The sequence below is a fragment of the Streptohalobacillus salinus genome (genome assembly GCF_003201605.1).
GTDB classification, from domain to species: domain Bacteria; phylum Bacillota; class Bacilli; order Bacillales; family Amphibacillaceae; genus Streptohalobacillus; species Streptohalobacillus salinus.
The window spans coordinates 1-22,364 of sequence record NZ_QJJR01000019.1; the positions used below are offsets into that span (position 1 = coordinate 1).

Genomic DNA, 22,364 nt, shown 5'->3' on the forward strand with positions numbered 1-22,364 from the left:
CCCCGAACCCAACAAATGACTCACTAAGAAGAGGCACTTACGTCAAGAGCACGCCGCAAGGCGGTGGCTAGTATAGCATAAAAATCAAGCATCCGCATCGATTAAAATAGTATAAGTATAGATTTTTGAATATATTGGGATATATTCAAAAAAGTTTATGCATTTGATTTTACAATTCAGGTATTTACTATGTTTTTGTTATATCGAGGTAAATATGGCATCACATCTTGTTCAGTACCAATGCGCTTTAATAGTTGAAACAACACTTGATAACGTGTCTGCAACGTCTCCTTGATTCGCTCGTCAATGCGTGGGTCTTCGCTGTCAAAAAGGATTTCTTCCATTTCTCGTCTCACGAGATACTTTAACTCTTCCATCTCAGCTTCTGAGACCATTAATCCCAGCATAATCATCGCCCCATTTCTTAAACGCTGTTATTTCCGTATATCTTTTCCCCTACACCATTCATTTGAAACGCCGCTGGATAAACAGAACAAACACCTAGCCGCCATTAATAATGTCTGCAACTAGGTGTGTGTCTTTCATCTATTCAATAACCGCTAATAACTTCTATTTAAAATCAATTACCGCTTTCGCAATCCGTTGATAAGCCTCTGCTGTTGGTTCATCTTCTTGATATACAGAGGCGCCCTCGTTTTGATCATTAGGTTGTGTTAATGGAAGCTGCGCCAATAGTGATACACCAAGCATATCAGCTAACGATTGACCGCCACCTCGTCCAAAGACATATTCTTTTTCACCCGTCAATTGACTCTCAAAATAGGCCATGTTTTCAATCACACCAATAATATCGTGATTTGTATTAATTGCCATCTTTCCAGCACGTGACGCAACGTATGCCGCTGTTTTATGCGGTGTTGTTACAATGATCTCTTTAGAAGTGGGAATAGTTGTGTGGACATTTAATGCCATATCTCCAGTACCTGGTGGTAAATCTAACAATAAGTAATCCAGTTCACCCCACTCAACTTCGATAAAAAAACTATTTAACATTTTACCCAGTCTCGGGCCTCGCCATATTACCGGCTCATTATCTTCGACAAAAAAATCCATCGACATCACTTTTACACCATACGCTTCCACTGGGATAATTTGATTCCCTTTAAGCGTTGGTTTTGTCGTAACCCCCATCATTGCTGGCACGCTAAAACCATAAATATCCGCATCAATGATCCCTACTTTCTTACCCAGACGTGCAAGTGCCACCGCTAGATTAACGGTAACCGTGGATTTCCCGACCCCGCCTTTGCCACTAGCGATCGCCAGAAATTCTGTATCTGTTTCACCATTTAAAAGTGGTGATCGCTTTGTCTTATAAACCGGATACTTGTTTAATTCTTCTTCCGGTAGCAGACCAAACTGCAACACGACTTCGGTTGCACCAATCAATTTCAGTTTTTCAACAAGTTCTTCATAAAGTTGTTTCTGAGCTTGGGTACCGATTTGAGCCAGCTGGAGCTCCGCTTTCACTTTTCCTGTTTCCTCATCTACGTGAACTGCTTTAATTCCATTCATCTCGTGCAGACGCTTATGAATATATGGGTCCTTAACTGGACGTAAAATTGTCATGACTTGTTGTTTTGTAATCAACGTAACGCTTCCTTTCTGTTCGAACACTTTCACTTATATATCCTTAGCATACATTCGAATGATGGTTTACTCAAGTATATGACATCATAAGTCGGGCAATTAAGATAGGGGGGTCTCGCAAATATTTAGAAAAAACAACGCAACCAAAAAAGCTCAACAATTGTTGAGCTTTAATCAAACAACGTATAGATCCACTGATTTGCGTCACGGTATGCTTGAAAAACCGTTTCATCATCAAGCCCAAGTTTTTCAGTTAAAATTTCAACAGACGGCCAATCTACGCGTTCATATGCAACGGTAAGTCGGTATAAGTCCGTTAAAGCATTCTCTTGATTATTTAGTGCATCTTCAATAATTTCATCAAGCGAAAGGGCAGCCATTAACTGATCTTGTGGTTGGCGAAGAATAGCTGGAAGCTGTGAGAAATAGCCAACAAGAAACGCTTCTTGCTTTTTCTCTGGGACAAGTATTTCAGCGAGATTTTCGCACATTTTCGCTCGGTAATAAGAACTTTTCACCAATGCATCTACACCTTTTAGGGCTGGGTGTTGTAAACTATCTCGCAAAGCTAAGATGTATAACCACTTCTTTAATTCCGCTTGACCTAATAACACAACCGCACGTTCGATCGAATTAATTCGACCGATGCGACGGTACGCAGGTGAATTGATTAACTTCAACAGCTTATAAGATAGTGATAAATCATTTTGAATTTTACCTGCGAATTTTAACAATTGAAAATCCATTCGGTCGATTTCTTTAATTAAATCAATATAGGTTAAATAGTACGCTGGTATTTCAAAACTCTCCATTAACTCTGGTTTCATAAAGAAAAACCCTTGAAACAAATGATAACCAGAAGCAACAGCTTCATCAAATTCATCTAAAGTTTCAACTTTTTCAGCAATTAGAGACACACTTGGGTACCGTTTTTTTATCGTATCTGCTAAATCTTTCCGCCGAAATGCTTCCTTTGTTTCCATAAAATCGACTTTAGCATAAGTTAAATATTTCATTACGCCCGCTTCATGCCACCTTCGATAAAGCGCGGGCGTTACGTCATCCAGTGCCATCCGGTAACCTTCTTCTGCTAATTGCTTAATGCTTCTCTTTACTGTTTCTGTTAACTCAATATCTTCAAGTAATTCAATCACAATATCTTTCGGTGCAAATTTCGCCAAGTGCTTCTCAGTTAAGAGATTTTCAGTGAAATTAATAAACACAGGGTAATGACCAGCCAACTGCTCGATGCCAATATTTAAATACGCATTGATCATCACCTCAACTGTAGCAAGTTCACCATCCCATACTTGATCAACATCTTCTGTACGATATAACAACTCATATCCAAATAACGTCCGATTCCGATCTAAGATCGGTTGTTTCGCTAGCAATACTTTACTCACACCAAACCCCACCCCATCTATTGCGCAATGATTATTAGACTATCTGAACTTTATTTATGTAAATTCATTTCCTATTATATCGCCAATCTTAGGTCAATGTTAATAGTTTAACATAAAAACCAAAGGATTTGATGAATTTGTCATCCATTTTATTCATAATAATGAATCATTAGACCTAGTCATTATTAATGTATATCAACTAGGTTGGTATGTCCAACGGAATGACTTTCACTTGACTCAAATACTTCTATACAAAATCATATTCGCTACAAACAGGTCGTGGCAAACCAAAGTCTTTCGTTATGAAATAGAAAAAGGATTTTGACATTGTTAAGACCAATGTAAAATCCTTTTGGATCAAATCTTTTTCAGTTTACTTTCACTATAACTAATTATAAATCGCTATATTTGCATTGCTATTTCACTGTGTACCGCATTCATTCAGTACAATGAAAACACAAGGTTTTTTCTTCGAGCGCCTGTACGTTACCCCATCACGCCTAAAACCAACGCATCATTAACATAGAAAAATGTTCCCTGAAAGTTTTTTTAATCCATACGTTTGCCCGCGTACAAAATATTAATTTGTGAATGTGATGATGTCGCCTTCCTTAATATCAGGAAATCCCTCAGGTTCTGCTTGAACAGCTCCAGGTAATAATTCTTCAACGTTCTCTTTAAAGTAAATGGATACATGGCCTAACTCGTTAAAGTTATCATTAGCAGCACTACCTACTTGTGTTATCGTAAAGGTTTCATCATTAATTGTAATCAACGTTCCCGGTTTCAGAAAATCCCCTTCTGGGTCTTCTTGAAATTCATGCATCACACTAATTGGCTTTAATTCATTTGTTGCTTTTGGACCAAATAAAATAAGTAAATTCTCTTCTCCAAAAGCTTCTACCATTTCTCCGATGTTTGTTACCTTTAATTTAATATCCATCTCTCTACATCCTCCCCATACATCAATCATCTTCTAAAGCTAAGTTTTTTGTTCGACTTATGCTTTCTCTAGTCTTTTATTCAAAAAGTCTTCAATAGCTTTAGACACTAGCTTGCTTTTAATTGACTTCGTTTTCAATATTAACGCTTCGGAAATGTATTGTCTTTCTAACAACTTGATAGTCTTGAATTTTGAGAATATTGATGAACCATCAAAATAATAAGCTTCGATAATTTGATCTTCTTGATCAAATACTATTGCTAAAACAACAGATCTAACTTTTCTTTTTGTAACATCTGTCACTAATGTGTAGCCACTGTCTGCTGAATATTTCTTAACTAGTGTCTTCAAAAATTTATTGTAATACTGTATTTGATATAGACTTAACAAGAATTGAAAAAAAATTATAACGGTAGCAAGAATGGCAAGTTCTTTCACTTTACACTCCCCTCTCCATAGTAGTAAGACTCTTCTGATAAATTCATTCTATCAGAAGAGTCAACTAATTTAAATCATTCTAAAACATTTACTCCTTCTAACCAATCATTTGGTTTTGCAACTCACGTAACTTGTATACCGTGGTGCTTTTGTCCAGATCAACGTCGTCCTCAGTAATAAAGGCACCTTCAGGAATATCACGTTTTGCAACCACTTTCCCTGTTACTAAACCAATTGGAATATGTCCCTTCTCAAGAACATCTGCATGTTTTTCAATCACACCTCTTACACAATATCCTCCAATACCATCCACAGGTTCCCCTACTTTGATAGCTTTTTTCGTAACTGCGACCGTATCAGAAACTGGAGGACCTTCAGGTGCTATTGCATGATCATGCTCCAAGACTGCTTTGGCGATGGTAAGTGGTGTCTCTAAACTAGCTAAGTGGTATGGACGGTATAAGATGTGATGGTCTTTATCTCCTTTTTTCATTAGATAGTTCATCTCTTCTGTCACACCTTCGTTTTGCCCCTTAACAATTACAAACACACCAGGCGCCAATCCATCTACATATTCAACAACTCCGTAATCATTCAGTACCCCGCCGTCTTCTTTTAGCCTTAACTTATCGACAGTACTATCTAAATCCCCTGATATTCCGTGCATCCCTACGACATCGGGTACATAGCCAATAGCATTGGACAGTAAATTCATTTCAGCCATGGTTTTTGTACCATCCTGGAAAGCAGCTAACATATGAGGATTCATCCCCTTAGAATCAGCCTCTTCTTTAGCAGTATCTGGGTTCGCCGTGATCTTTAACTTGTTATTCTTTCCTTTACCTGCGACTAATACTTCCATTCCCATCGATTTTGCAAATTCATATAGCTCAACTATCGCTGCTGGCTCATCTCCGTCTGATCCCGTGTAAACTAAATCAGCTGCATTAAATAACTTACGCATGAGCGAACCAATGGTAATATCAATTTCTACATTAATTAAGACCAAGTGTTTCTTTGCCAATAACGTTTCAAAGGTGACCTGTGCGCCAACTTCTGTAACCCCAGTTGCTTCAACGACAACTTCAACCTCATCACTATGAATAATATCCTTAAAGCTTGTACTTGTTTTAATGTTAATTTCTTCCTTTGAAGATTTATTGAATTCTTCTGCTGCTTTATTCGCTGCATCGATATTAATATCACTAACTCCTGTTACAATCATGCCTGGAATAGTAGAGATTTGAGCAATCATGCCTCTTCCCATTTGACCAGCACCAATAACTCCTACTTTAATTGGATTCTTTTCATTTTCTCTTTTTCTTAATTTACCGTATAATGTCATTTAAATTTCCCCCTGTTTTTTTAATACATACCAAAGCTGAACACCCAAGCGATAACGACTGATAATGCACCCGTGATGACACGGCTATATAAAATTGCTGGAACACCAACTTCAACTGTTTTAGGATCCGCTTCTCCCAACGACAAACCAACTGGGATAAAGTCACACCCTGCTTGTGCATTAATTGCAAACAAAGCTGGTAGAGCATAAGTGACTGGGATAGCTCCCACCGCAATTTGTGACCCTATTAAGACACCGACAACTTGAGCAATAACTGCCCCTGGTCCAAGAATCGGTGATAGGAATGGCAAGCTTGCAATGAAAGCAATGATGACGAATCCAAATATCGATCCAGATAGTGGTGCTAATAGATTTGCAATCACATCACCGATTCCTGAATAATTAATAATACCAATCAGCATACTGATAAAAGCCATGAAAGGTATGATATTCTTGAGTAACATGTCCACAGAATCTCTACCTGCTTGATAGAATACACCCATAACATTCCCTATTCCGCGTGAGAAACGGATTAATATGTTTTGGCTCTGTGCGCGTTCTTGATTATGCTCTTCTTTTACTTGTTTATACTTTTCTTTAAACGCTTCTTTGCTTTCTCTTGGCGCTTCCTCTGCTTGTCCTGCATCACTATCAGCAGCGCTAGACTGACCTTCTAACGAAACGTTTTTCGGTTTAACGCCAGAAACAAAGTTTTCAGGCGTAATGTGTTTAGCTAGCGGTCCTGAAGGTGAAGAAGCGAGAACATCTACGGTTAAAATTCCCTTCATAGGATAAACACCAATTCTCGCGGTACCACCACAGTCAATAATCGCTACAGCAATTTCTTCTTCAGGCACGGCATGCTTGAAACCGTCAACAACTTCTCCACCAGATAATTCGGCTATTTTTTTTGCAACTGGATGAATGCCCCCACCAGTAACTGATACTATCTTATTTTTCGCTTCCGTCGGGGCAATAGTTAATCCATTCCCCCAACCCCCTTGACCTTTTTCTACAAAAACGCGTTTATATTGTTGAGTCATTTTTATCTACCCGCCTTTTAAATTAGTCTGTATTTTCGTTACTACCATAAAGACAATTTATATTGTTGCCTTCTTAATTAATATCTTGGTAATACGTTCGGTAACAAAACCTCTAATGAAGATAACAACAATACCTACCAGAAAGTATCGAACAGCTAAACTCCCTTGATCAAATCCAGCTTGCATAACCCCGTTAGCAATACCTAAGTAAACAAATAGTTCTCCAGCATTTGCATACGGGAATAACCCTGTAACTGGATGGACAAAACTAACTGCTGCATCATAAAATCCAGGTTTTTGTTCCTCTTTTAGAAACTTACCAAACGTATAAGCCATTGGGTTTGTAAGTAATAACACAGATAGTATTGGCATGACTGTATACCTCAACAACGTATATTTTGCGCTTTTTCTGATTGCTCTATCTACGCGGTCTTGACCAATCAAAGCAATCATTGAATTAGTGAATGTTAACAGGACAATAAGTAATGGGATAATGCCTGTCATAAATCCCATAAATACATCTGCCCCCGCTTGAAACAACTGAATAAAGTGTGTACCAAACCATTCTATAGCCTTCATATACTTTCTCCCCTTTTAAAGTACTTATAGTTTATTTCTCAAATAATTATTCCCCGATAATTAAAATGTTACATTTTCTCGTTCTCTCTCTTGTTTGATCGAAATCTACAAAGTAAATATATCCTGTACTTCCTACAGCCAACTTCCCATTTTCCACTTCGAAAGTTTCACTTGATCCTAAGATAGTAGACTTTAAATGTGCATCGCCATTCCAAAGTGCTTTTCTGTCTCCATCAGGCAAATACTCTTGTGCATTTGGCCAAGATTCTACAGCCTTGTAATGTTCTTCTCCTGGATACACATAAGTCTCACTCGATGTGTGGTCAGGTATTATTTTTTCTAAGACCGTATTTAAATCTTCCTGTAATGATTCATCACCCGCTTCATTTATATCGTGTGCAAATTCTTCAAAGAAGACTGAGCACGTTGTATGTGGTGATATTACCGTACATATGCCGCTTTTGATGTCACTTTCTTCAATTGCTTGTTTAACTTCTAGCGTAATGTCCACATAGGAGACCTTTCCTTCTTTTGTCTCCAACAATATTTGCTTTTTAAAAACAGCCATCTTACTTTACCTCCTTCCTTTATTGTGTATTTGCAGCGTGCATTGCGGCTTCTACCATATCAATCAACATTTGCTTTGGATCTTGGTTCTTGACGATTCCGCTTGTACAGCCCGTACCGTCAGCACCCAGTTCTATCGTTCTAAATACATCGTTAGCTGTACTAATCCCTGCAGCTTGCATAACTAATATTTCACTATCGATTCCTTTTACCGCCTCATTCGTTTCATTTATATAGTTCTCATCACTGGTCTTTCCTGTCCCAATCAAATCGGTTGGCTCACATAAGATAATGTCAGGTTTTAATTCTGCTATTGCTTTGGCTTCTTGCGTTGAATCTGCACAGGCAATCGTTAAAACTCCTAATTTTTGCGCTTGAATAATCGCTTTACTCAGATTTGAAAGGGTCATCGGATGTTCTGCATGATTTAAAAATGTTGCTCGGGCTCCTGCGTAATGAAGCGATTCAGGTAACACCTGCCCCATTCCTCTTCCTGGTTCAATCCCATCCATATGCTGAGCTGTTACTATAATTTTAGACGTGCTTTTAGATATGGCAGATAGATCAGCAAATGGCGCTGTAACAAATATTGAGATTGGATATTTCTCTGCTAAATGATCCGCCACATTTGCAAGTTCTAGTAACGCATTACCATAAAGATAAGACTTAGGATTAAACACAAAGAACGGCTTTTTGATTATAGGTTTTGACATTATGTGTCTCCTTTCTGCTATACTGCTTTTTATTTTGTTTGAAAGACTTCATAATAATGTTCTAAAACTCTAGTCATGCCCACATTGGCGCGTTTTTTTAGTTCGAGGTAATCTTTAGGTTGTGATTGATTAATTTCTTTCATCGCACCCGTTAGGAAATCTGTGAAAATATTTATCTTTGACATCCCATTCATGGCACTCTTTCTTAAGTTTTCATCTCCGGTAGAAGATCCTCCGTGCAATACTAAAGGAATCTCAACCATTTGATTAATTTCAATCAATCGCTCAAAGTTTAGCTTAGGTGTTCCCTTGTAGACACCGTGGGCTGTTCCAATTGATACCGCTAGAGAATCCACCCCCGTTTGATCAACAAATTCAATCACATCTTCCACTTCGGTGAATACTGATGATGTTATTTCACTAGATTCCGATGTATCGTTTGCGCCAACATGCCCTAATTCTGCTTCTACCGTTACATTAAATTTGTGTGCGTATTCCACAACTCTTTTTGTTACCGCAATGTTGTCCTCAAAGCTTTTTCTAGAAGCGTCAATCATCACCGAAGTGAATCCTAATTCTATCGCTTTGTGAATAAACGCTTCATCCTCACCATGATCTAAATGGAGGATTATTGGTACAGTTGCTTTCTCTGCAAAATACTTACCAATCATAGTTGCTTCTTCTAAAGAAAGGATTTCCTTATGTGATTGCGCGAATGGTAATATAAGTGGTAAGCCTCTTTCTTCTGCAACCCCGACAAATGTTCTAGCAGAATCTAAATCAATAAAGTTCGTAGCTGGCACAGCAAAATTTTCATGTTTTGCTCTTAAAAGTATTTCTTTAGAGTTAACTAACAATTCATTCTCCCTCCCGTTGAGTTCTTGTATTAAAGTATTATATAAAGTATACTATTCAATAGCCACAACAATGTCAACGCTTTCATTTACTTTTTTTATTACACTTTACAAATGTAAAAAAACATTTTTTCTAGGTTGATTAATTATGAAGGAAGGTTTCCAAATGTTAAATCGAGATAGTTTACTCTTAAAAGTAGCCACATTATATTATGAATCAAATTTGACCCAAACTACTATTGCAAAACGGTTGAAAATTTCAAGACCAACCGTATCTAACCTATTAAAGGAAGCTAGAGATAGAGGCATCGTTAGAATCACCATTCAACATTCCAAAATGAACACCAATAAACAACAGGATGAAATCGCAACAAAATATAACTTGGATAACGTCTATATCGCACCACAATCTTACGGTGCTCTTACGAACAAAAACCTAGTAGGAAGTTTATGTGCTGATTTCATCGAACAAATTGCGCCTGAAATTCAAACATTAGGGATTGGTTGGGGAACTACTATGTATGAGTTTGTCCATGCTGCATCTCACACAAACTTCAACCATTTAAAAATCACCCCCCTAATGGGCGGCTTTGGTATCAGCGATGTTAAATTCCATTCTAATCACCTCGCTTTCCAACTAGCTGAAAAATACAATTGCGGGGTTAATTATTTTTATGCCCCTGCGTTTGCTGAAAGTATCGAAGTAAAAGACACCTTCGAATCAACAAACTTGGTGAAAGAAATTTATGATCAAGGAAAGAATGTCGATTTAGCAATTACCGGCGTCGGTAATCCAGCTGAAACATCGACTTATCAAAGGTTAGGTTATATTACTTCCGAAGAGAAAAAATCAATCCGCTCCTCCCCGATTATTGGAGATGTTCTAGCGACTTTTTTTGATGAAAATGGTACATCTGTTTCTACACCAATTTCTGATCGGATGTTGGGGATAAAACTCGAAGATTTAGAAATGGTAAAAGAAGTTCTCGTTGTTGCCTCTGGTGAAGAGAAAATACCAAGTATTAAGGCACTTTTAAACAAAGGGTTCATCAATCACCTCATCATTGATACAGATATTGCGAACGGATTAATTTAATGTTGTTACTACCTTGATACGCCCCCATAAAAATAGCTTCACCCTTTCACTGACACCTGCCGCACATATAGGTAAGACAGCTTGACAAGGGTAATTGGTAAGTCCTTTAGATGAAGACAACCCAAAAAGGATGCTGTAATTCATTTAAGAATTTCAGCATCCTTCTTATTAACTTACTTGATTAAATCTAATCACTTATTCTCAAGTGAGCTTAACTATCTGTTTTAAAACATCGCCTTGACTTTCGCTGCGATATTTTCAACCGTAAATCCGAATTTCTCCATTAATACATCGCCAGGAGCTGAAGCCCCAAATCGATCAAGTCCGATCACTTTCCCATCAAGACCCACATAACGGTCCCACCCGAAAGAGGCTGCTGTTTCGATTGCCACTCTCTTCACAACATTTCTAGGTAAGACAGTTTCTTTATAGTCACTTGACTGTGCTTCAAACAGATCAAATGAAGGCATACTTACAACACTGGCATCAATGTTGTCATCACGTAATTGTTGTTGTGTCTCGACCGCTAAACTCACTTCTGAACCGGATGCAAGTAAAATTACATCTGCGGTTTCGCCTTGAGCTGGCGAAATAATGTACCCACCTTTAGCTACCTTCTCATAACTATTCTCGGTTGCACCATCTAATATAGGTAGGTTTTGTCTTGATAGTACGAGACCCGTCGGCTTATTCTTTGATTCAATCGCTAATTTCCATGCCGCTGACGTTTCGTTACCATCCGCAGGACGAATGATGGATAGATTTGGCATAGCGCGCAGGGATGCCAGTTGTTCAATCGGCTCATGCGTTGGACCATCTTCCCCTACTGCAATGCTATCGTGCGTAAACACATAGGTGACTGGTAAATTCATTATTGCAGCCAAGCGAATGGCTGGTCTTAAATAATCTGAGAAGACGAAGAACGTCCCACCATATGTTTTCAATCCACCATGTAAAGCGATACCATTTAGAGCAGCACCCATCGCAAATTCTCTTACCCCAAACCAAATGTTGCGACCGGCATAATTATTTTTAGAGAAATCTTCTTCATTGCTAATTGATGTTTTATTCGATCCGGCTAAGTCTGCGGAACCCCCGAATAAGTTTGGCAATGTTTCTGCTAAGTAGTTAATTGTTTTTCCTGATGCTTCACGTGTTGATACCGAAGTGCCTGCTTCATATTTCGGTAAAGCACTGTCCCAATTCTCCGGTAGTACCTCATCAAGATTGTCTTCTAACTCAAGAGCAAGTCCAGGATATTGTCTCTTATATGCACTGAATTGTTTTTCCCAATCCGCTTCACTTTGCTCACCTTTTGATTTAACTTCGTCTTCAAAATATTGATACACTTCATCCGGTACATGGAAGTCTTTATCAAACGTCCATTTATAGAAATCTTTTGTTAATTTTGCTTCATCACTACCTAGTGGTGCACCATGAGAACTTGATGAACCCCCTTTATTTGGTGAACCAAAGCCGATGGTCGTTTTGACTTCAATTAGCGTTGGTTGTTCTAGATTTGTTCTGGCTTGTTCAATTGCAGCCGAGATTTCATCAAGGTTATTGCCGTCTTCTACCCGGATAACTTGCCATTTATAGGCTTGATAGCGTTTTTCCACATCCTCAGAAAAAGACCGATCCAAATCACCATCTAAAGAAATATCATTTGAATCATAAAGGACAATAAGCTTTCCTAATCCAAGATGTCCAGCTAATGACGCTGCTTCGGACGATACACCTTCCATCAGATCACCATCACCACAAATCGCATACGTATAATGATCGATAATATCAAATTGATCACGATTATATTTTGCACCTAAATGCACTTCTGCCATCGCCATGCCGACAGCACTTGCAATCCCTTGTCCTAGCGGTCCCGTTGTGGCATCAACCCCTAGCGTATGACCATACTCTGGGTGCCCTGGTGTTTTACTATCCCACTGTCTAAATGATTGAAGGTCATCAATGCTAAGTCCATAACCAGATAAGTGTAACAGGCTATATAACAACATTGATCCATGACCTGCCGATAAGACAAACCGGTCTCTATTTAGCCAATACGGATTATAGGGATTATGTTTCATGTGGCTGGTCCATAGCGAATAAGCCATCGGTGCAGCCCCCATCGGCATGCCAGGATGACCTGATTTTGCTTTTTCAATCGCATCAATACTTAATGTTCTAATGGTACTTATAGCTAATTGATCAATCGTTTTATTCATTATTATTTTCTCCTCTTTATTTTAATTTAGTCACTAATCACTCGTTTTCACCTTCGGCTACTCGACCTTAGCGCTTAAATTTCCGGGTAAAAAATCACTTTACCTATCCCGGGCACTTTATTTGCTATCTGTTCGAAAATTTCCGGTCCTTCTTTTAAAGACAATCGATGTGTAATTAATCCATCAACTTTTAACTGTCCTGAAGCCATAAACTGTAGCGAGGTCTCCCATTCTTTACCGGGGAACGGCGCCGAAATGGCATTCCAAGATCCATATACTTTTAACTCATTACGGACAATTTTCTCAAAATAAAAACGTTCAACGTTTACATCGCCGTAAGGGATACCTAAGAACACAACCGATCCACCTTTTTTACACAAAGAAAAAACTTGTGCCGACGTAACAATCGACCCAGCAGCTTCAACCGCCACATCAACTCCTCGCCCTTCGGTTAGCGTCATCAACTGTTCATGAACCGGACCGTCTTTAGGATTTATTGTCGCGCTTGCACCTAATGCCTTTGCGATGGCCAGTTTTTCGTTATCAATATCGATGGCATATATCTTTTTCGCCCCAAAAATATTTGCCCATTGGACAGCTAGCAAGCCAATATTACCTGAACCCATAATCGCTACTTCCGCACCCGGATGCATCATTGTTTTATACAACCCATGAATAACAACTGATGAAGGCTCGACCATTGAAGCTGCATCAAAGTCCACGTCAGCTGGTATTTTAACAAAGTTTTCCGCAGGAAGTTTTACATACTCTGCAAAGGCACCCGGGTATGTTGAACCAATCACTGTTAATTTCTCACACCTTGCATACTCACTTTTCTTACAACTTTCACACTTCCCACAATAAAGAGCTGGACAACCTGTCACCCGGTCCCCGGGTTTTAGCTGCACAACTGCTCGCCCAACTTTCTCAACAACGCCTGAGAATTCATGACCAAAGATCATTCCCTCTTCGTAGGGTCCCAATTTCATATACCGCGAAATATCAGAACCGCAAATCCCTACAGCTTTCACTTTCACAATCACGTCGTCTTGTTTTTCTATCGCTGGTTTTGTTGCTTCTTCATACCGAATGTCACGTTTTCCGTATAATTTCAGTGATTTCACCTTTTATCATCCCCCATGACTCAGTCACCACTACTGTTATTTCCTCATCCCTTGTTTAAATGTTTGAATACTTGTCTTAATGTCTGCATCTCGGTAAATCGCCGAACCTGCTACAATAACATTTGCTCCTGCATCAAGAATTGCTTTTACATTGTCTTTATTGACACCACCGTCAATCTCAATATCGATATCTAAACTTAAGTTAGCAATTTTACGACGTAATTGTCTGATTTTATCGAGTGTGCTAGGGATAAATACTTGACCACCATATCCAGGATTAACACTCATTAATAGCACCATATCCAGTTCAGCTAAAATTGGGTCAATGCTATCCACTGGTGTTGCAGGGTTTAAAACGACACCTGCCTTGATCCCTCTACTTTTAATCATCTGTATCGTTCGGTGTAGATGTGCGCATGTTTCTACATGTACGGTGATGATATCTGCACCTGCATCGGCGAATTGGTCGATAAACCGATCCGGATGATCGACCATAAGATGGACATCGAATGGTTTATCTGTATAAGGTCGGATTGCCTTTACAATATCTGCTCCTAAAGTGATGTTCGGCACAAATTGACCATCCATAACATCAATATGGATAAGATCTGCCTCACTTTCACCGGTTTCTTTGATCACCTCACCGAGTCGTGAAAAATCGGCTGCTAAAATTGATGGCGCTAATTTAATCATTGCTTCTCCTCCAAACCTCACCATTTATTCTTGTGTGACATGTGCCGTTTTTTTATATTTTAAAAACAATGAACCCATTGCTACTAAGACAACAATCGTATTTAAGATTCCTTGATTCTCAAAATACCATCTACCTACTGCACGTCCATATGGTCCTAATGCAAAATCTAAAAATGCTTCTACCATGTTAATCCCTCCCTGAACCTCGACTTTTCAAACGTCTGTCTCGTCAGTTATCCGCTACTTTACTGTCCTACTCGTCTTTTCCTTCATAGTTCTTAATGTAATCAACGCGGCGTTGATGTCGCCCACCTGCAAACGGGGTTTGAAGCCACGTTTCAACGATTTTGATTGCTAAACCTGGCCCAATCACCCGCTCACCTAAACAAAGAATATTAGCATCGTTATGGCTCCGTGTTGCCTCTGCAGAAAAAGTATCATGGACAACAGCTGCTCTTGCACCGCGTACTTTATTTGCCATCATCGACATGCCAATACCTGTTCCACAAATGAGAATTCCACGCGCATCGCTATCTTCTACGACAAGTTCCGCGACATGTTTCGCAATCGGACCGTAATCAGTCGATACCTGTTCATGAATACCTAAATCTTCTATGTCAACCTGCTCCTTATTTAGTGCAGAAATGATTTCATTCTTTAATTGATAGCCTCCGTGATCACAGCCGATAAATAATTTCAACTAAATCCCCCCTTGCCCTAGTAGGCGCTATTTGTTTGACCACCTGTGATAATCGCAATGGCACTGCTCGTTCCAATCCGACTCGCGCCAGCAGACATTAAAGCTTCTACATCTGCTAAACTACGAATGCCACCGGCCGCTTTAATACCAAATTCCGGCCCAACGACCCCACGAATAATTTCCACATCTCTAACCGTTGCACCTCCACCATTAAATCCCGTGGCTGTTTTTACGAAGTCCGCACCTGCTTCTACTATCAACTCTGATGCGATGCGTTTTTCTTGCTCTGTTAATAAACCCGTCTCGATGATTACTTTTGTAGTGAGACCTTCAGAGGCTTTTACCACCTCTGAAATGTCTCTTTTAACCACTGGGTAATCTTTTGATTTCATAGCGCCAAGATTTATCAGCATATCGATTTCTTGAGCACCATCTTTGATCGCTTCTTGCGTCTCAGCTACTTTGATTCCAGTTTTCATCCCACCGAGTGAGAACCCAATTGGCGCACCTACTTTAATCGCATGTTTCGATAGATAATCGCTCGCATATTTAACATAATAGGGATTCACAAATACGGTCTGAAAGCCATAACTAATCGCTTCGTCACAAAATGTTGTAATCGCTTCTGTGGTGGCGATTGGTTTTAAAAGTGTATAATCAATGCTTTTAATCACTTTTTCTATATCCAAACCTTCACACCCTTCCCCTATTCATTTGTCGTTAAGGTAACTTTTATCGCTTCGCCACTTTTAATTGCAGCATAAGCTTTATCCCACTCAGTAATGTCAAAATTATGGGTAATCAATGATTTAGCATCTACCTTCTTTTCATTCATAAGTGCTAATGACGGCTCCCAATCACTTGGTTTTTGACTCCGACTTCCCGTTACCCTTATCTCTTTTTGAATCACCTTTTCAAAATCAAATGGAATTTCAGGCGTTGCAAAAATTCCGACTTGCACATACTGACCTTTCTTTCTTAGCAGATCAAGTCCCATCTTAACAGCCGGTACCGCGCCTGAGCATTCAAACACGACATCTGCCCCATAGCCATTGGTTAACTCTTGGACCAGTTCTTTTACTTCTTGTTCTTGTATATTAACGGCGTGATCAATCCCTATTTCTTTTGCTTTATCTAACCTTACTTTATCGTTAGTTAATCCTGTAATGATGACAGTCGCCCCATGTGTTTTTGCTACTTGGGCTTGGAGCAGTCCAATCGGTCCTGGTCCTAAAACAACGACCACATCACCTTCGTTAATTTCAGCTTTTTCAGCTGCATGATGTGTACATGCTAGTGGTTCTGTTAGCGCTGCTGATTGATAATCTACCTGCGCTGGTAAATGATGCACACTTTCCTTACGCGCAACAAGGTATTTCGTAAACCCTCCATCTTGCTTTGAACCTAAACCTATCCGATAGTTACATAAATTGTAGTCTTCTGACTGACAATATTCGCATTCCCCACATACATAAAATGTTGTTTCCGAGGTAACGCGATCCCCTTTTTTAAAATCTGTTACGCCTTCCCCTACTTCAACAACTTCACCAGCGAATTCATGGCCTAATGTCACCGGTGTTTTTACGCTATAATTTCCCTCATACATGTGAACATCAGATCCACATACCCCTGAGTACTTCACTTCAATTTTCACTTGATCTTTCGCAACTTTTGGTTCTTCAACATCACGAATCTCTAAATGTCCAAATCCTGGTTCCGTTTTCACTAAAGCTCTCATGGTTTTTTGTCCCCCTTGACTTGTATTCTTTCTCTTCTAAAGACGAGCCATTAACACTATCTATCAATCTTATTTTTAAACATTGGCAGGTATACTAAATACATAGTGATAGATAGGTTAACGTGTTAGTTGAAAATATCGAATATTTTGAAGATCACGTAATTGACGATGTTACCACCTTGGTCAATACTTGAAATTTGTGCTGACCCTTCTGGCATATCAAAGTTTGCATTTTGTGCCATTTGAGTAAACAATCCTGCAACATCTGTTGCTAGATATAATGAGATTGAAATTAATACTGCACCAACGATGACAGAGTGCACAATGTTCCCTTTTGCCGCACCTACAATAAAGGCTACGATAAACGGTATTGTTGCTAAGTCACCAAACGGTAACAAGGCATTCCCTGGAAGAATAACCGCTAAAACAACAGTGATTGGTACTAAAATAAGTGCTGTTGAAATAACTGATGGATGACCAAGTAGTACAGCTGCATCAAGTCCAATCGTAATTTCACTCTGACCAAATCGTTTATTTAACCATTCACGTGCTGATTCTGAAACAGGCATTAAACCTTCCATCAAAATCTTAACCATACGTGGCATTAAGACCATAACTGCAGCCATTGCCATACCAATTTCTATGACATCACCAATACCAAACCCAGCTAATATACCAATGATTGTTCCTAAAGCAAGACCGATGAAGATAGATTCTCCAAAGATACCGAACCGTTTTTGAATAGAATCTGGATCTGCATTTAAGTTTTTAATCCCCGGTGTGATTTGTAGTAACTTAACTAACCAAATCCCCGGTGCATAAGAAATTGTACTTCCTGTTGCGACGGATACCCCTGGCATTTCATAGAAATCTGCAACCATAGGTGCTGTCCAATCGGCAACTTTCAAACACACGATTTGGAATAATACTGCCCCAATTAAGGCTTGAATCACACTGCCAGATACGGCATAAATCATCGCTGCCGTGAATGTATAGTGCCAGTAGTTCCAAATATCAACGTTCATACACTTTGTTGTTTTTGTAACCAACATGATCACATTTACAACTAAGCCCAATGGAATAATAAATGCAGCAACCGCTGAAGCCCATGATATTGTAGAGCTCGCTGGCCAACCAACATCAATTACTGTTAAGCTTACCCCTAATCTTTCTACCATACCTTGCGCCGCTGGTCCTAAGTTGTTAACGAGAAGATCTACAACTAAGAAGATCCCCACAAAAGCAACACCGATTGTTAAACCGGATCGAAATGCTTTACTTGGTTTCTGACCAAAAGCAATACCGAGTATAAAGATTGCGACCGGTAAAATTACGGTTGCGCCTAAACCTAAAAACCCTTGAATGACGTTAACAAAACCTTCCATTTCTCATCTCTCCCCTTTTATCTTTTATACATTTTTTAACGACGCTAACCCCTAGCGCGTTCCCGATTATTTTATTAGTTCATCTAAAATTTGTTTCTTAGTATCTTCTACGCCAATGCCGGTTAGGAATGCTCGCGCATTGATGACTGGGAATGTATATTCTTTTTTGGTCATTGCTGTCGTGACGAGTAAATCTGCTGTGTCAACATATCCACCAACTTCTGAGATTTTTATCTGTTGTATGTCTAAAGAAAGTTTATGTTCTTTCGCCATCTCTTCAATTGCATTGTTGACAACAGTTGAAGTTGCAATACCAGCTCCACATGCTACTAATACTTGTTTTTTTCTGCTCATCTTATTCACCTCCCTTCAATGAAAAGTCTAATTGTGCTGTTACTTTTTCTTTGATTTTAGTTTTATCTGTTTCATTACTTAAATACATTAAAAAGTCGGCATCTTGGAAGATCTGCATCAATCGCTGTAAGAGCTCTAATTGCGAATGTTCTTCATCCATCGCTAACATAAACACGAGTTTGACTGGTGTCGTTTCACTATCACCCATGATTTCAAATAACACGGGTTCTTTTAATATGCCAATGCTGATGGCCTTTTGATTCACGTGTTCAATATCTGTATGCGGAATGGCAACTGACACACCCGCGGTCGGTAATCCCGTCGCAAAATCTTGCTCTCGCTGGATAACAGCATTGCGATAACTTTCCTTTACTAACTTTTTCTCAATTAAATTATTAGCCATCATGCCAATGACTTCTTCTTTCGTACGCGCTTCAATATCTTTAAGAATTAATGATTCATCAAAATTTAGGTTACTCATGTCTATGTCCTCCCCAGTCTCTACTTCTCTGTCTCTTCTTTTTTTGAATATTTTTCAATGATTTGTTCAATTGTTTCGCTATCACTGGCTGTCGCAAGTTGCTCCATATCTTTCTTATGAGCAGATAATTTCATCAGTTGCATCAAAGCTTTAATATGCTTATCTTTGTCAACCGCTGCAATGACAACAACCACATGGATGGTATAATCCTCTGAGAACTTTACACCTTCCTTGATACGCAATAAACTCATTGCTGTTTGGTTGACGCCATCTTCTGGACCAGCGTGTGGGATCGCCAAGCCTTTGCCGATAATGATGTAAGGATCGTCTGTACAATTCTCCAACATCGCTTCTATATAATTTTCCGTAATGCACTGTTGCTCAATAAGTGGTGTTGCTGCTAACCGAATCGCTGATTCCCAATCATCCACACGATCTACTAAGTTAATGTTGCTGTTGCTGATGAGATCGCGTAATGAGTAACTCGGGGCAGGATCAGAGATCTCTACCGGGACATCATTCAATGCATTGATGTAATGATATAAGTCTTTGATTAACAATTCTTCATTATGAATGGTGCTGTGTTTGCTGATGATTGCTTTCATGTCCCGAATTTTAAAGCCCTGCAAGGCAATGCCGTGGAAATCAATCATGACTTGCTTGCGAAGCCTGCTCTTCTCTTCTTGACCCAGAAATGAATTAGCAATATATAGTTTCTTTTCGGTGTCTAAGTAGACTGGACTAAAGACCACATCGTAATCTAACTGGTAGTTTTTAAATGCGCGAATCGATAATGAATCAAGAAAAATGAATTCTGGAAATAACTCTCTTAGTTCACCAAACATCAACCTTGAAACAGAAACGCCCTTAGGACAAACAACAATTGCTTTTATTTTGGTTTGTATTTTTTCACCTTGCTTCGTTAACCAACCTCCGATTAACATCGTCAAGTAAACGGTTTCACTATCTGGTACTTTAACGCCAATAAACTGCGATAATGGCGCTGTCGATTTTTTCACTAAATGATGCAGTTCCTTAAATTCTTCACTGATTGGATCTTCAATTTCCATGACTTCGGTGAGATGATACTTAATCCGGTAGTAGGCCGGTTTTACATGTAGTAATAACTTATTCAACAACTGTGGTTTATTTTGAATCACGATACAGGTACTCTTTTCAAACAGTGTTAACATCTTTTCGAGTGCTAACGTTAATTCAGGTATTACATCTGTGGTTAGGTGCTCTGACCAATAAACATTTGTTGAAAGAAGATGAAGCGTAATATATAACCGCTCTTCTAATGGAATATCTTCCACATCTCCTAAAATCCCTTCAGTCGCTCGATATTCCTTCGTATCTGATAATTGTTGATAATCCATTGACGTTTGCTTGATCAGCTTTCCTTCATGAATGCGTTTTAATATGACTGAAAAAACATATGGCATCATATCAATTTTTTCATCAGTGAATTTCATTCCTAACTCATTTTCAATTATCTCGATTCGGTTACGAATATCAATCAGCTCAGTTTGTTCAATCCTCGCAATGCTTTCCATTAGTTCTTTTCCATTGCTCATCTCGAGCATAAGGTGGACAAGACTCAGCAGTAATCGGCGAATGTTGAATTCCTTGCCTTGCAGAAGATAGCCTTCACGTCTTGAATATTGAATAGCTAAATCGTATTTACTAGCAATGTGTTTCGCGCGCTTAAGGTCGCTAAGCACTGTGTTTTTACTGATTTCCAACTGAGAAGTGAAGTGCACAATTGAGAGTTCTTCAAAGTTACTAATTAACATAAATAAAATTGTGTTAACACGCTCATCCTCATTTAAAATTTTAACCATTTGCGCATCATCCTCTGATTGCGGGGATAACGTTTGAATAGTTACTGGATCTACAAGAAACACACCTTGTCTCGTTCTTTCAATTACAGGTAGATTTTTTGTACTCAACCAGTAGTTGATTTTTTCGAAACTATAGTCAATTTGTCTTCGAGATAAGTTATATTTCCTTTCTAAATCCTTGCTCTTAATATTTGGATTACTAACCAACTCATTGATAAAGTTATTGCTTCGATCATCAAGTTGCATGGTTGATCACCTCTCTATGTTTTGATTGTATCACCGCTAACTCAAGTTTTGTATCCGTTTTCATCCCATCTTGTTGTAAGAGCTTTTGTGCATCATTGTGATTTACAAAAAGAAATTGTTATTACACAGGGGCTGAGGATACCTTACTGATGTTTCTTTTCAGAATAGAAACTGGGGTAAAAACTAACGAATTGTGGTGGACTACCTTTTAAGTATATATGAAAGGTAGGGTTTATAAGGGAAGAAGATAACACGAATTTGACAGACGACTTGTCGCCACTGTTATATAGCAATGCTGTTATTTGATAAAACATCATCGATTTGGCATGAGACTGCGACTTCATTTCGACGCTCTCTAAACCGGACAGCTTTCAAACAAATAAGCAGCGTAGTTTTTTCCACACAAAAAGCCTAGCGCTTGACATAGCTCTAGGCTTTTAGGCAGTACACTTTCTTATAAAGAAAAAAGACACACCCGATATTAATCATGGTGCGTCTCATTATTCTATGCTTTTAATAGTCGCGCATTAATAGCGACAATGACTGTACTTAAGGACATCAAGACCGCACCTATCGCTGGACTTAGGACAATGCCAATGGGCGCAAGCACCCCGGCCGCTAACGGTATCGTTACAATATTGTAACCGGCTGCCCACCAAAGGTTTTGAATCATTTTCCGGTAGGTTGCTTTTGATAGTGACAAGATCGAAACAACATCGTTAGGATCACTTTTGACTAAGACGACGTCAGCGGTTTCCATCGCAACGTCAGTCCCGGCGCCAATCGCAATCCCTAAATCCGCGTTGGCGAGCGCTGGGGCATCATTGACACCGTCGCCAGTCATGGCGACTTTCAAGCCTTGTTGTTTGATCGCTTTAATTTTATCTGCTTTTTCGTGCGGTAACACTTCCGCAAAGACGTCATCTAAACCTAACTGTTCAGCTACCCAATCGGCAACTTGTTGGTTATCACCAGTCAG

At 39.1% G+C, this 22,364-nt stretch carries 24 protein-coding genes; 1 reads left to right on the top strand and 23 read right to left on the bottom strand.

Annotation, left to right across the window (positions count from 1 at the left end; translation table 11 throughout):
- Nucleotides 1-176: 176 nt before the first annotated feature.
- From DES38_RS11250 to DES38_RS11300, 11 genes are all read right to left on the bottom strand, one after another.
- Nucleotides 177-407, bottom strand: coding sequence for a hypothetical protein (locus tag DES38_RS11250; protein ID WP_110252199.1), 231 nt, complete (start codon nucleotides 405-407; stop codon nucleotides 177-179).
- Between the two features lie 163 nt (nucleotides 408-570).
- Nucleotides 571-1,611, bottom strand: a complete 1,041-nt coding sequence (locus DES38_RS11255; protein WP_110252200.1) for an Mrp/NBP35 family ATP-binding protein — start codon at nucleotides 1,609-1,611, stop codon at nucleotides 571-573.
- Between the two features lie 170 nt (nucleotides 1,612-1,781).
- Nucleotides 1,782-3,017 carry an EAL and HDOD domain-containing protein gene (locus DES38_RS11260; RefSeq protein WP_110252201.1) on the bottom strand — a complete coding sequence of 412 codons (1,236 nt, stop codon included), beginning with the start codon at nucleotides 3,015-3,017 and terminating at the stop codon, nucleotides 1,782-1,784.
- Nucleotides 3,018-3,597: 580 nt separating this feature from the next.
- The gene (locus tag DES38_RS11265) at nucleotides 3,598-3,960 is read right to left on the bottom strand and encodes a PTS glucitol/sorbitol transporter subunit IIA (protein WP_110252202.1); all 363 of its coding nucleotides are present in this window, start codon (nucleotides 3,958-3,960) and stop codon (nucleotides 3,598-3,600) included.
- A gap of 57 nt (nucleotides 3,961-4,017) precedes the next feature.
- Nucleotides 4,018-4,398, bottom strand: coding sequence for a transcriptional regulator GutM (locus tag DES38_RS11270; RefSeq protein ID WP_170114397.1), 381 nt, complete (start codon nucleotides 4,396-4,398; stop codon nucleotides 4,018-4,020).
- A gap of 97 nt (nucleotides 4,399-4,495) precedes the next feature.
- A complete protein-coding gene (locus DES38_RS11275) occupies nucleotides 4,496-5,743 on the bottom strand; it encodes an NAD(P)H-dependent oxidoreductase (RefSeq protein WP_110252204.1) in 1,248 nt (415 codons plus the stop codon).
- Nucleotides 5,744-5,763: 20 nt separating this feature from the next.
- Complete coding sequence (gene srlE / locus DES38_RS11280; protein WP_110252205.1) at nucleotides 5,764-6,786, bottom strand: PTS glucitol/sorbitol transporter subunit IIB; 1,023 nt, start codon at nucleotides 6,784-6,786, stop codon at nucleotides 5,764-5,766.
- Nucleotides 6,787-6,843: 57 nt separating this feature from the next.
- Complete coding sequence (gene srlA, locus DES38_RS11285) at nucleotides 6,844-7,365, bottom strand: PTS glucitol/sorbitol transporter subunit IIC (protein WP_110252206.1); 522 nt, start codon at nucleotides 7,363-7,365, stop codon at nucleotides 6,844-6,846.
- A 46-nt stretch (nucleotides 7,366-7,411) separates the two neighbouring features.
- Nucleotides 7,412-7,933, bottom strand: coding sequence for a YjbQ family protein (locus tag DES38_RS11290; RefSeq protein WP_110252207.1), 522 nt, complete (start codon nucleotides 7,931-7,933; stop codon nucleotides 7,412-7,414).
- 19 nt (nucleotides 7,934-7,952) lie between these two features.
- Complete coding sequence (locus tag DES38_RS11295; RefSeq protein WP_110252208.1) at nucleotides 7,953-8,645, bottom strand: triose-phosphate isomerase; 693 nt, start codon at nucleotides 8,643-8,645, stop codon at nucleotides 7,953-7,955.
- A gap of 29 nt (nucleotides 8,646-8,674) precedes the next feature.
- Complete coding sequence (locus DES38_RS11300; RefSeq protein WP_110252209.1) at nucleotides 8,675-9,502, bottom strand: class II fructose-bisphosphate aldolase; 828 nt, start codon at nucleotides 9,500-9,502, stop codon at nucleotides 8,675-8,677.
- Between the two features lie 163 nt (nucleotides 9,503-9,665).
- Here DES38_RS11300 and DES38_RS11305 point away from each other — a divergent pair, with 163 nt between their 5' ends.
- Complete coding sequence (locus DES38_RS11305) at nucleotides 9,666-10,595, top strand: sugar-binding transcriptional regulator (protein ID WP_110252220.1); 930 nt, start codon at nucleotides 9,666-9,668, stop codon at nucleotides 10,593-10,595.
- 224 nt (nucleotides 10,596-10,819) lie between these two features.
- On the opposite strand, the gene tkt is transcribed toward DES38_RS11305, so the two are convergent.
- The 12 genes from tkt to DES38_RS11360 all read right to left on the bottom strand — a co-directional run.
- Nucleotides 10,820-12,820: a transketolase gene (gene tkt / locus DES38_RS11310; RefSeq protein WP_110252210.1), complete on the bottom strand. Its 2,001-nt coding sequence runs from the start codon at nucleotides 12,818-12,820 to the stop codon at nucleotides 10,820-10,822.
- A 74-nt stretch (nucleotides 12,821-12,894) separates the two neighbouring features.
- Entirely contained in the window at nucleotides 12,895-13,944 is a 1,050-nt protein-coding gene (locus DES38_RS11315) for a galactitol-1-phosphate 5-dehydrogenase (protein ID WP_110252211.1), read from the bottom strand.
- A gap of 36 nt (nucleotides 13,945-13,980) precedes the next feature.
- On the bottom strand, nucleotides 13,981-14,637 hold the full coding sequence (gene rpe, locus DES38_RS11320; RefSeq protein ID WP_110252212.1) for a ribulose-phosphate 3-epimerase: 657 nt from the start codon (nucleotides 14,635-14,637) through the stop codon (nucleotides 13,981-13,983).
- 24 nt (nucleotides 14,638-14,661) lie between these two features.
- The gene (locus tag DES38_RS12040; protein ID WP_170114398.1) at nucleotides 14,662-14,823 is read right to left on the bottom strand and encodes a hypothetical protein; all 162 of its coding nucleotides are present in this window, start codon (nucleotides 14,821-14,823) and stop codon (nucleotides 14,662-14,664) included.
- A gap of 67 nt (nucleotides 14,824-14,890) precedes the next feature.
- Nucleotides 14,891-15,337 (bottom strand): ribose 5-phosphate isomerase B, encoded by a 447-nt coding sequence (gene rpiB / locus DES38_RS11325; protein WP_110252213.1) that lies wholly within the window; start codon nucleotides 15,335-15,337, stop codon nucleotides 14,891-14,893.
- A 17-nt stretch (nucleotides 15,338-15,354) separates the two neighbouring features.
- Nucleotides 15,355-16,026: a deoxyribose-phosphate aldolase gene (deoC, locus tag DES38_RS11330; protein ID WP_110252214.1), complete on the bottom strand. Its 672-nt coding sequence runs from the start codon at nucleotides 16,024-16,026 to the stop codon at nucleotides 15,355-15,357.
- A gap of 17 nt (nucleotides 16,027-16,043) precedes the next feature.
- Nucleotides 16,044-17,075, bottom strand: a complete 1,032-nt coding sequence (locus DES38_RS11335) for a zinc-binding dehydrogenase (protein ID WP_110252215.1) — start codon at nucleotides 17,073-17,075, stop codon at nucleotides 16,044-16,046.
- A gap of 125 nt (nucleotides 17,076-17,200) precedes the next feature.
- Nucleotides 17,201-18,460, bottom strand: a complete 1,260-nt coding sequence (locus DES38_RS11340; RefSeq protein WP_110252216.1) for a galactitol-specific PTS transporter subunit IIC — start codon at nucleotides 18,458-18,460, stop codon at nucleotides 17,201-17,203.
- 66 nt (nucleotides 18,461-18,526) lie between these two features.
- The gene (locus DES38_RS11345) at nucleotides 18,527-18,814 is read right to left on the bottom strand and encodes a PTS sugar transporter subunit IIB (RefSeq protein WP_110252217.1); all 288 of its coding nucleotides are present in this window, start codon (nucleotides 18,812-18,814) and stop codon (nucleotides 18,527-18,529) included.
- A 1-nt stretch (nucleotide 18,815) separates the two neighbouring features.
- On the bottom strand, nucleotides 18,816-19,295 hold the full coding sequence (locus tag DES38_RS11350; RefSeq protein WP_110252218.1) for a PTS sugar transporter subunit IIA: 480 nt from the start codon (nucleotides 19,293-19,295) through the stop codon (nucleotides 18,816-18,818).
- Between the two features lie 20 nt (nucleotides 19,296-19,315).
- On the bottom strand, nucleotides 19,316-21,385 hold the full coding sequence (locus DES38_RS11355; RefSeq protein ID WP_110252219.1) for a BglG family transcription antiterminator: 2,070 nt from the start codon (nucleotides 21,383-21,385) through the stop codon (nucleotides 19,316-19,318).
- Between the two features lie 505 nt (nucleotides 21,386-21,890).
- The coding region (locus DES38_RS11360; RefSeq protein WP_146206384.1) for an HAD-IC family P-type ATPase at nucleotides 21,891-22,364 on the bottom strand (474 nt) is incomplete at its 5' end.

Excerpts from the sequence above, each read along its gene's own strand:
- DES38_RS11295 (WP_110252208.1), bottom strand. The coding sequence starts at position 8,645 with ATGTCAAAACCTATAATCAAAAAGCCGTTCTTTGTGTTTAATCCTAAG.
- DES38_RS11350 (WP_110252218.1), bottom strand. The coding sequence starts at position 19,295 with ATGAGTAACCTAAATTTTGATGAATCATTAATTCTTAAAGATATTGAA.
- DES38_RS11345 (WP_110252217.1), bottom strand. The coding sequence starts at position 18,814 with ATGAGCAGAAAAAAACAAGTATTAGTAGCATGTGGAGCTGGTATTGCA.
- DES38_RS11290 (WP_110252207.1), bottom strand. The coding sequence starts at position 7,933 with ATGGCTGTTTTTAAAAAGCAAATATTGTTGGAGACAAAAGAAGGAAAG.
- DES38_RS11305 (WP_110252220.1), top strand. The coding sequence starts at position 9,666 with ATGTTAAATCGAGATAGTTTACTCTTAAAAGTAGCCACATTATATTAT.
- DES38_RS11250 (WP_110252199.1), bottom strand. The coding sequence starts at position 407 with ATGCTGGGATTAATGGTCTCAGAAGCTGAGATGGAAGAGTTAAAGTAT.
- srlA (WP_110252206.1), bottom strand. The coding sequence starts at position 7,365 with ATGAAGGCTATAGAATGGTTTGGTACACACTTTATTCAGTTGTTTCAA.
- tkt (WP_110252210.1), bottom strand. The coding sequence starts at position 12,820 with ATGAATAAAACGATTGATCAATTAGCTATAAGTACCATTAGAACATTA.
- DES38_RS11265 (WP_110252202.1), bottom strand. The coding sequence starts at position 3,960 with ATGGATATTAAATTAAAGGTAACAAACATCGGAGAAATGGTAGAAGCT.
- DES38_RS11335 (WP_110252215.1), bottom strand. The coding sequence starts at position 17,075 with ATGAGAGCTTTAGTGAAAACGGAACCAGGATTTGGACATTTAGAGATT.
- srlE (WP_110252205.1), bottom strand. The coding sequence starts at position 6,786 with ATGACTCAACAATATAAACGCGTTTTTGTAGAAAAAGGTCAAGGGGGT.
- DES38_RS12040 (WP_170114398.1), bottom strand. The coding sequence starts at position 14,823 with ATGGTAGAAGCATTTTTAGATTTTGCATTAGGACCATATGGACGTGCA.
- rpe (WP_110252212.1), bottom strand. The coding sequence starts at position 14,637 with ATGATTAAATTAGCGCCATCAATTTTAGCAGCCGATTTTTCACGACTC.
- DES38_RS11355 (WP_110252219.1), bottom strand. The coding sequence starts at position 21,385 with ATGCAACTTGATGATCGAAGCAATAACTTTATCAATGAGTTGGTTAGT.
- DES38_RS11275 (WP_110252204.1), bottom strand. The coding sequence starts at position 5,743 with ATGACATTATACGGTAAATTAAGAAAAAGAGAAAATGAAAAGAATCCA.
- DES38_RS11340 (WP_110252216.1), bottom strand. The coding sequence starts at position 18,460 with ATGGAAGGTTTTGTTAACGTCATTCAAGGGTTTTTAGGTTTAGGCGCA.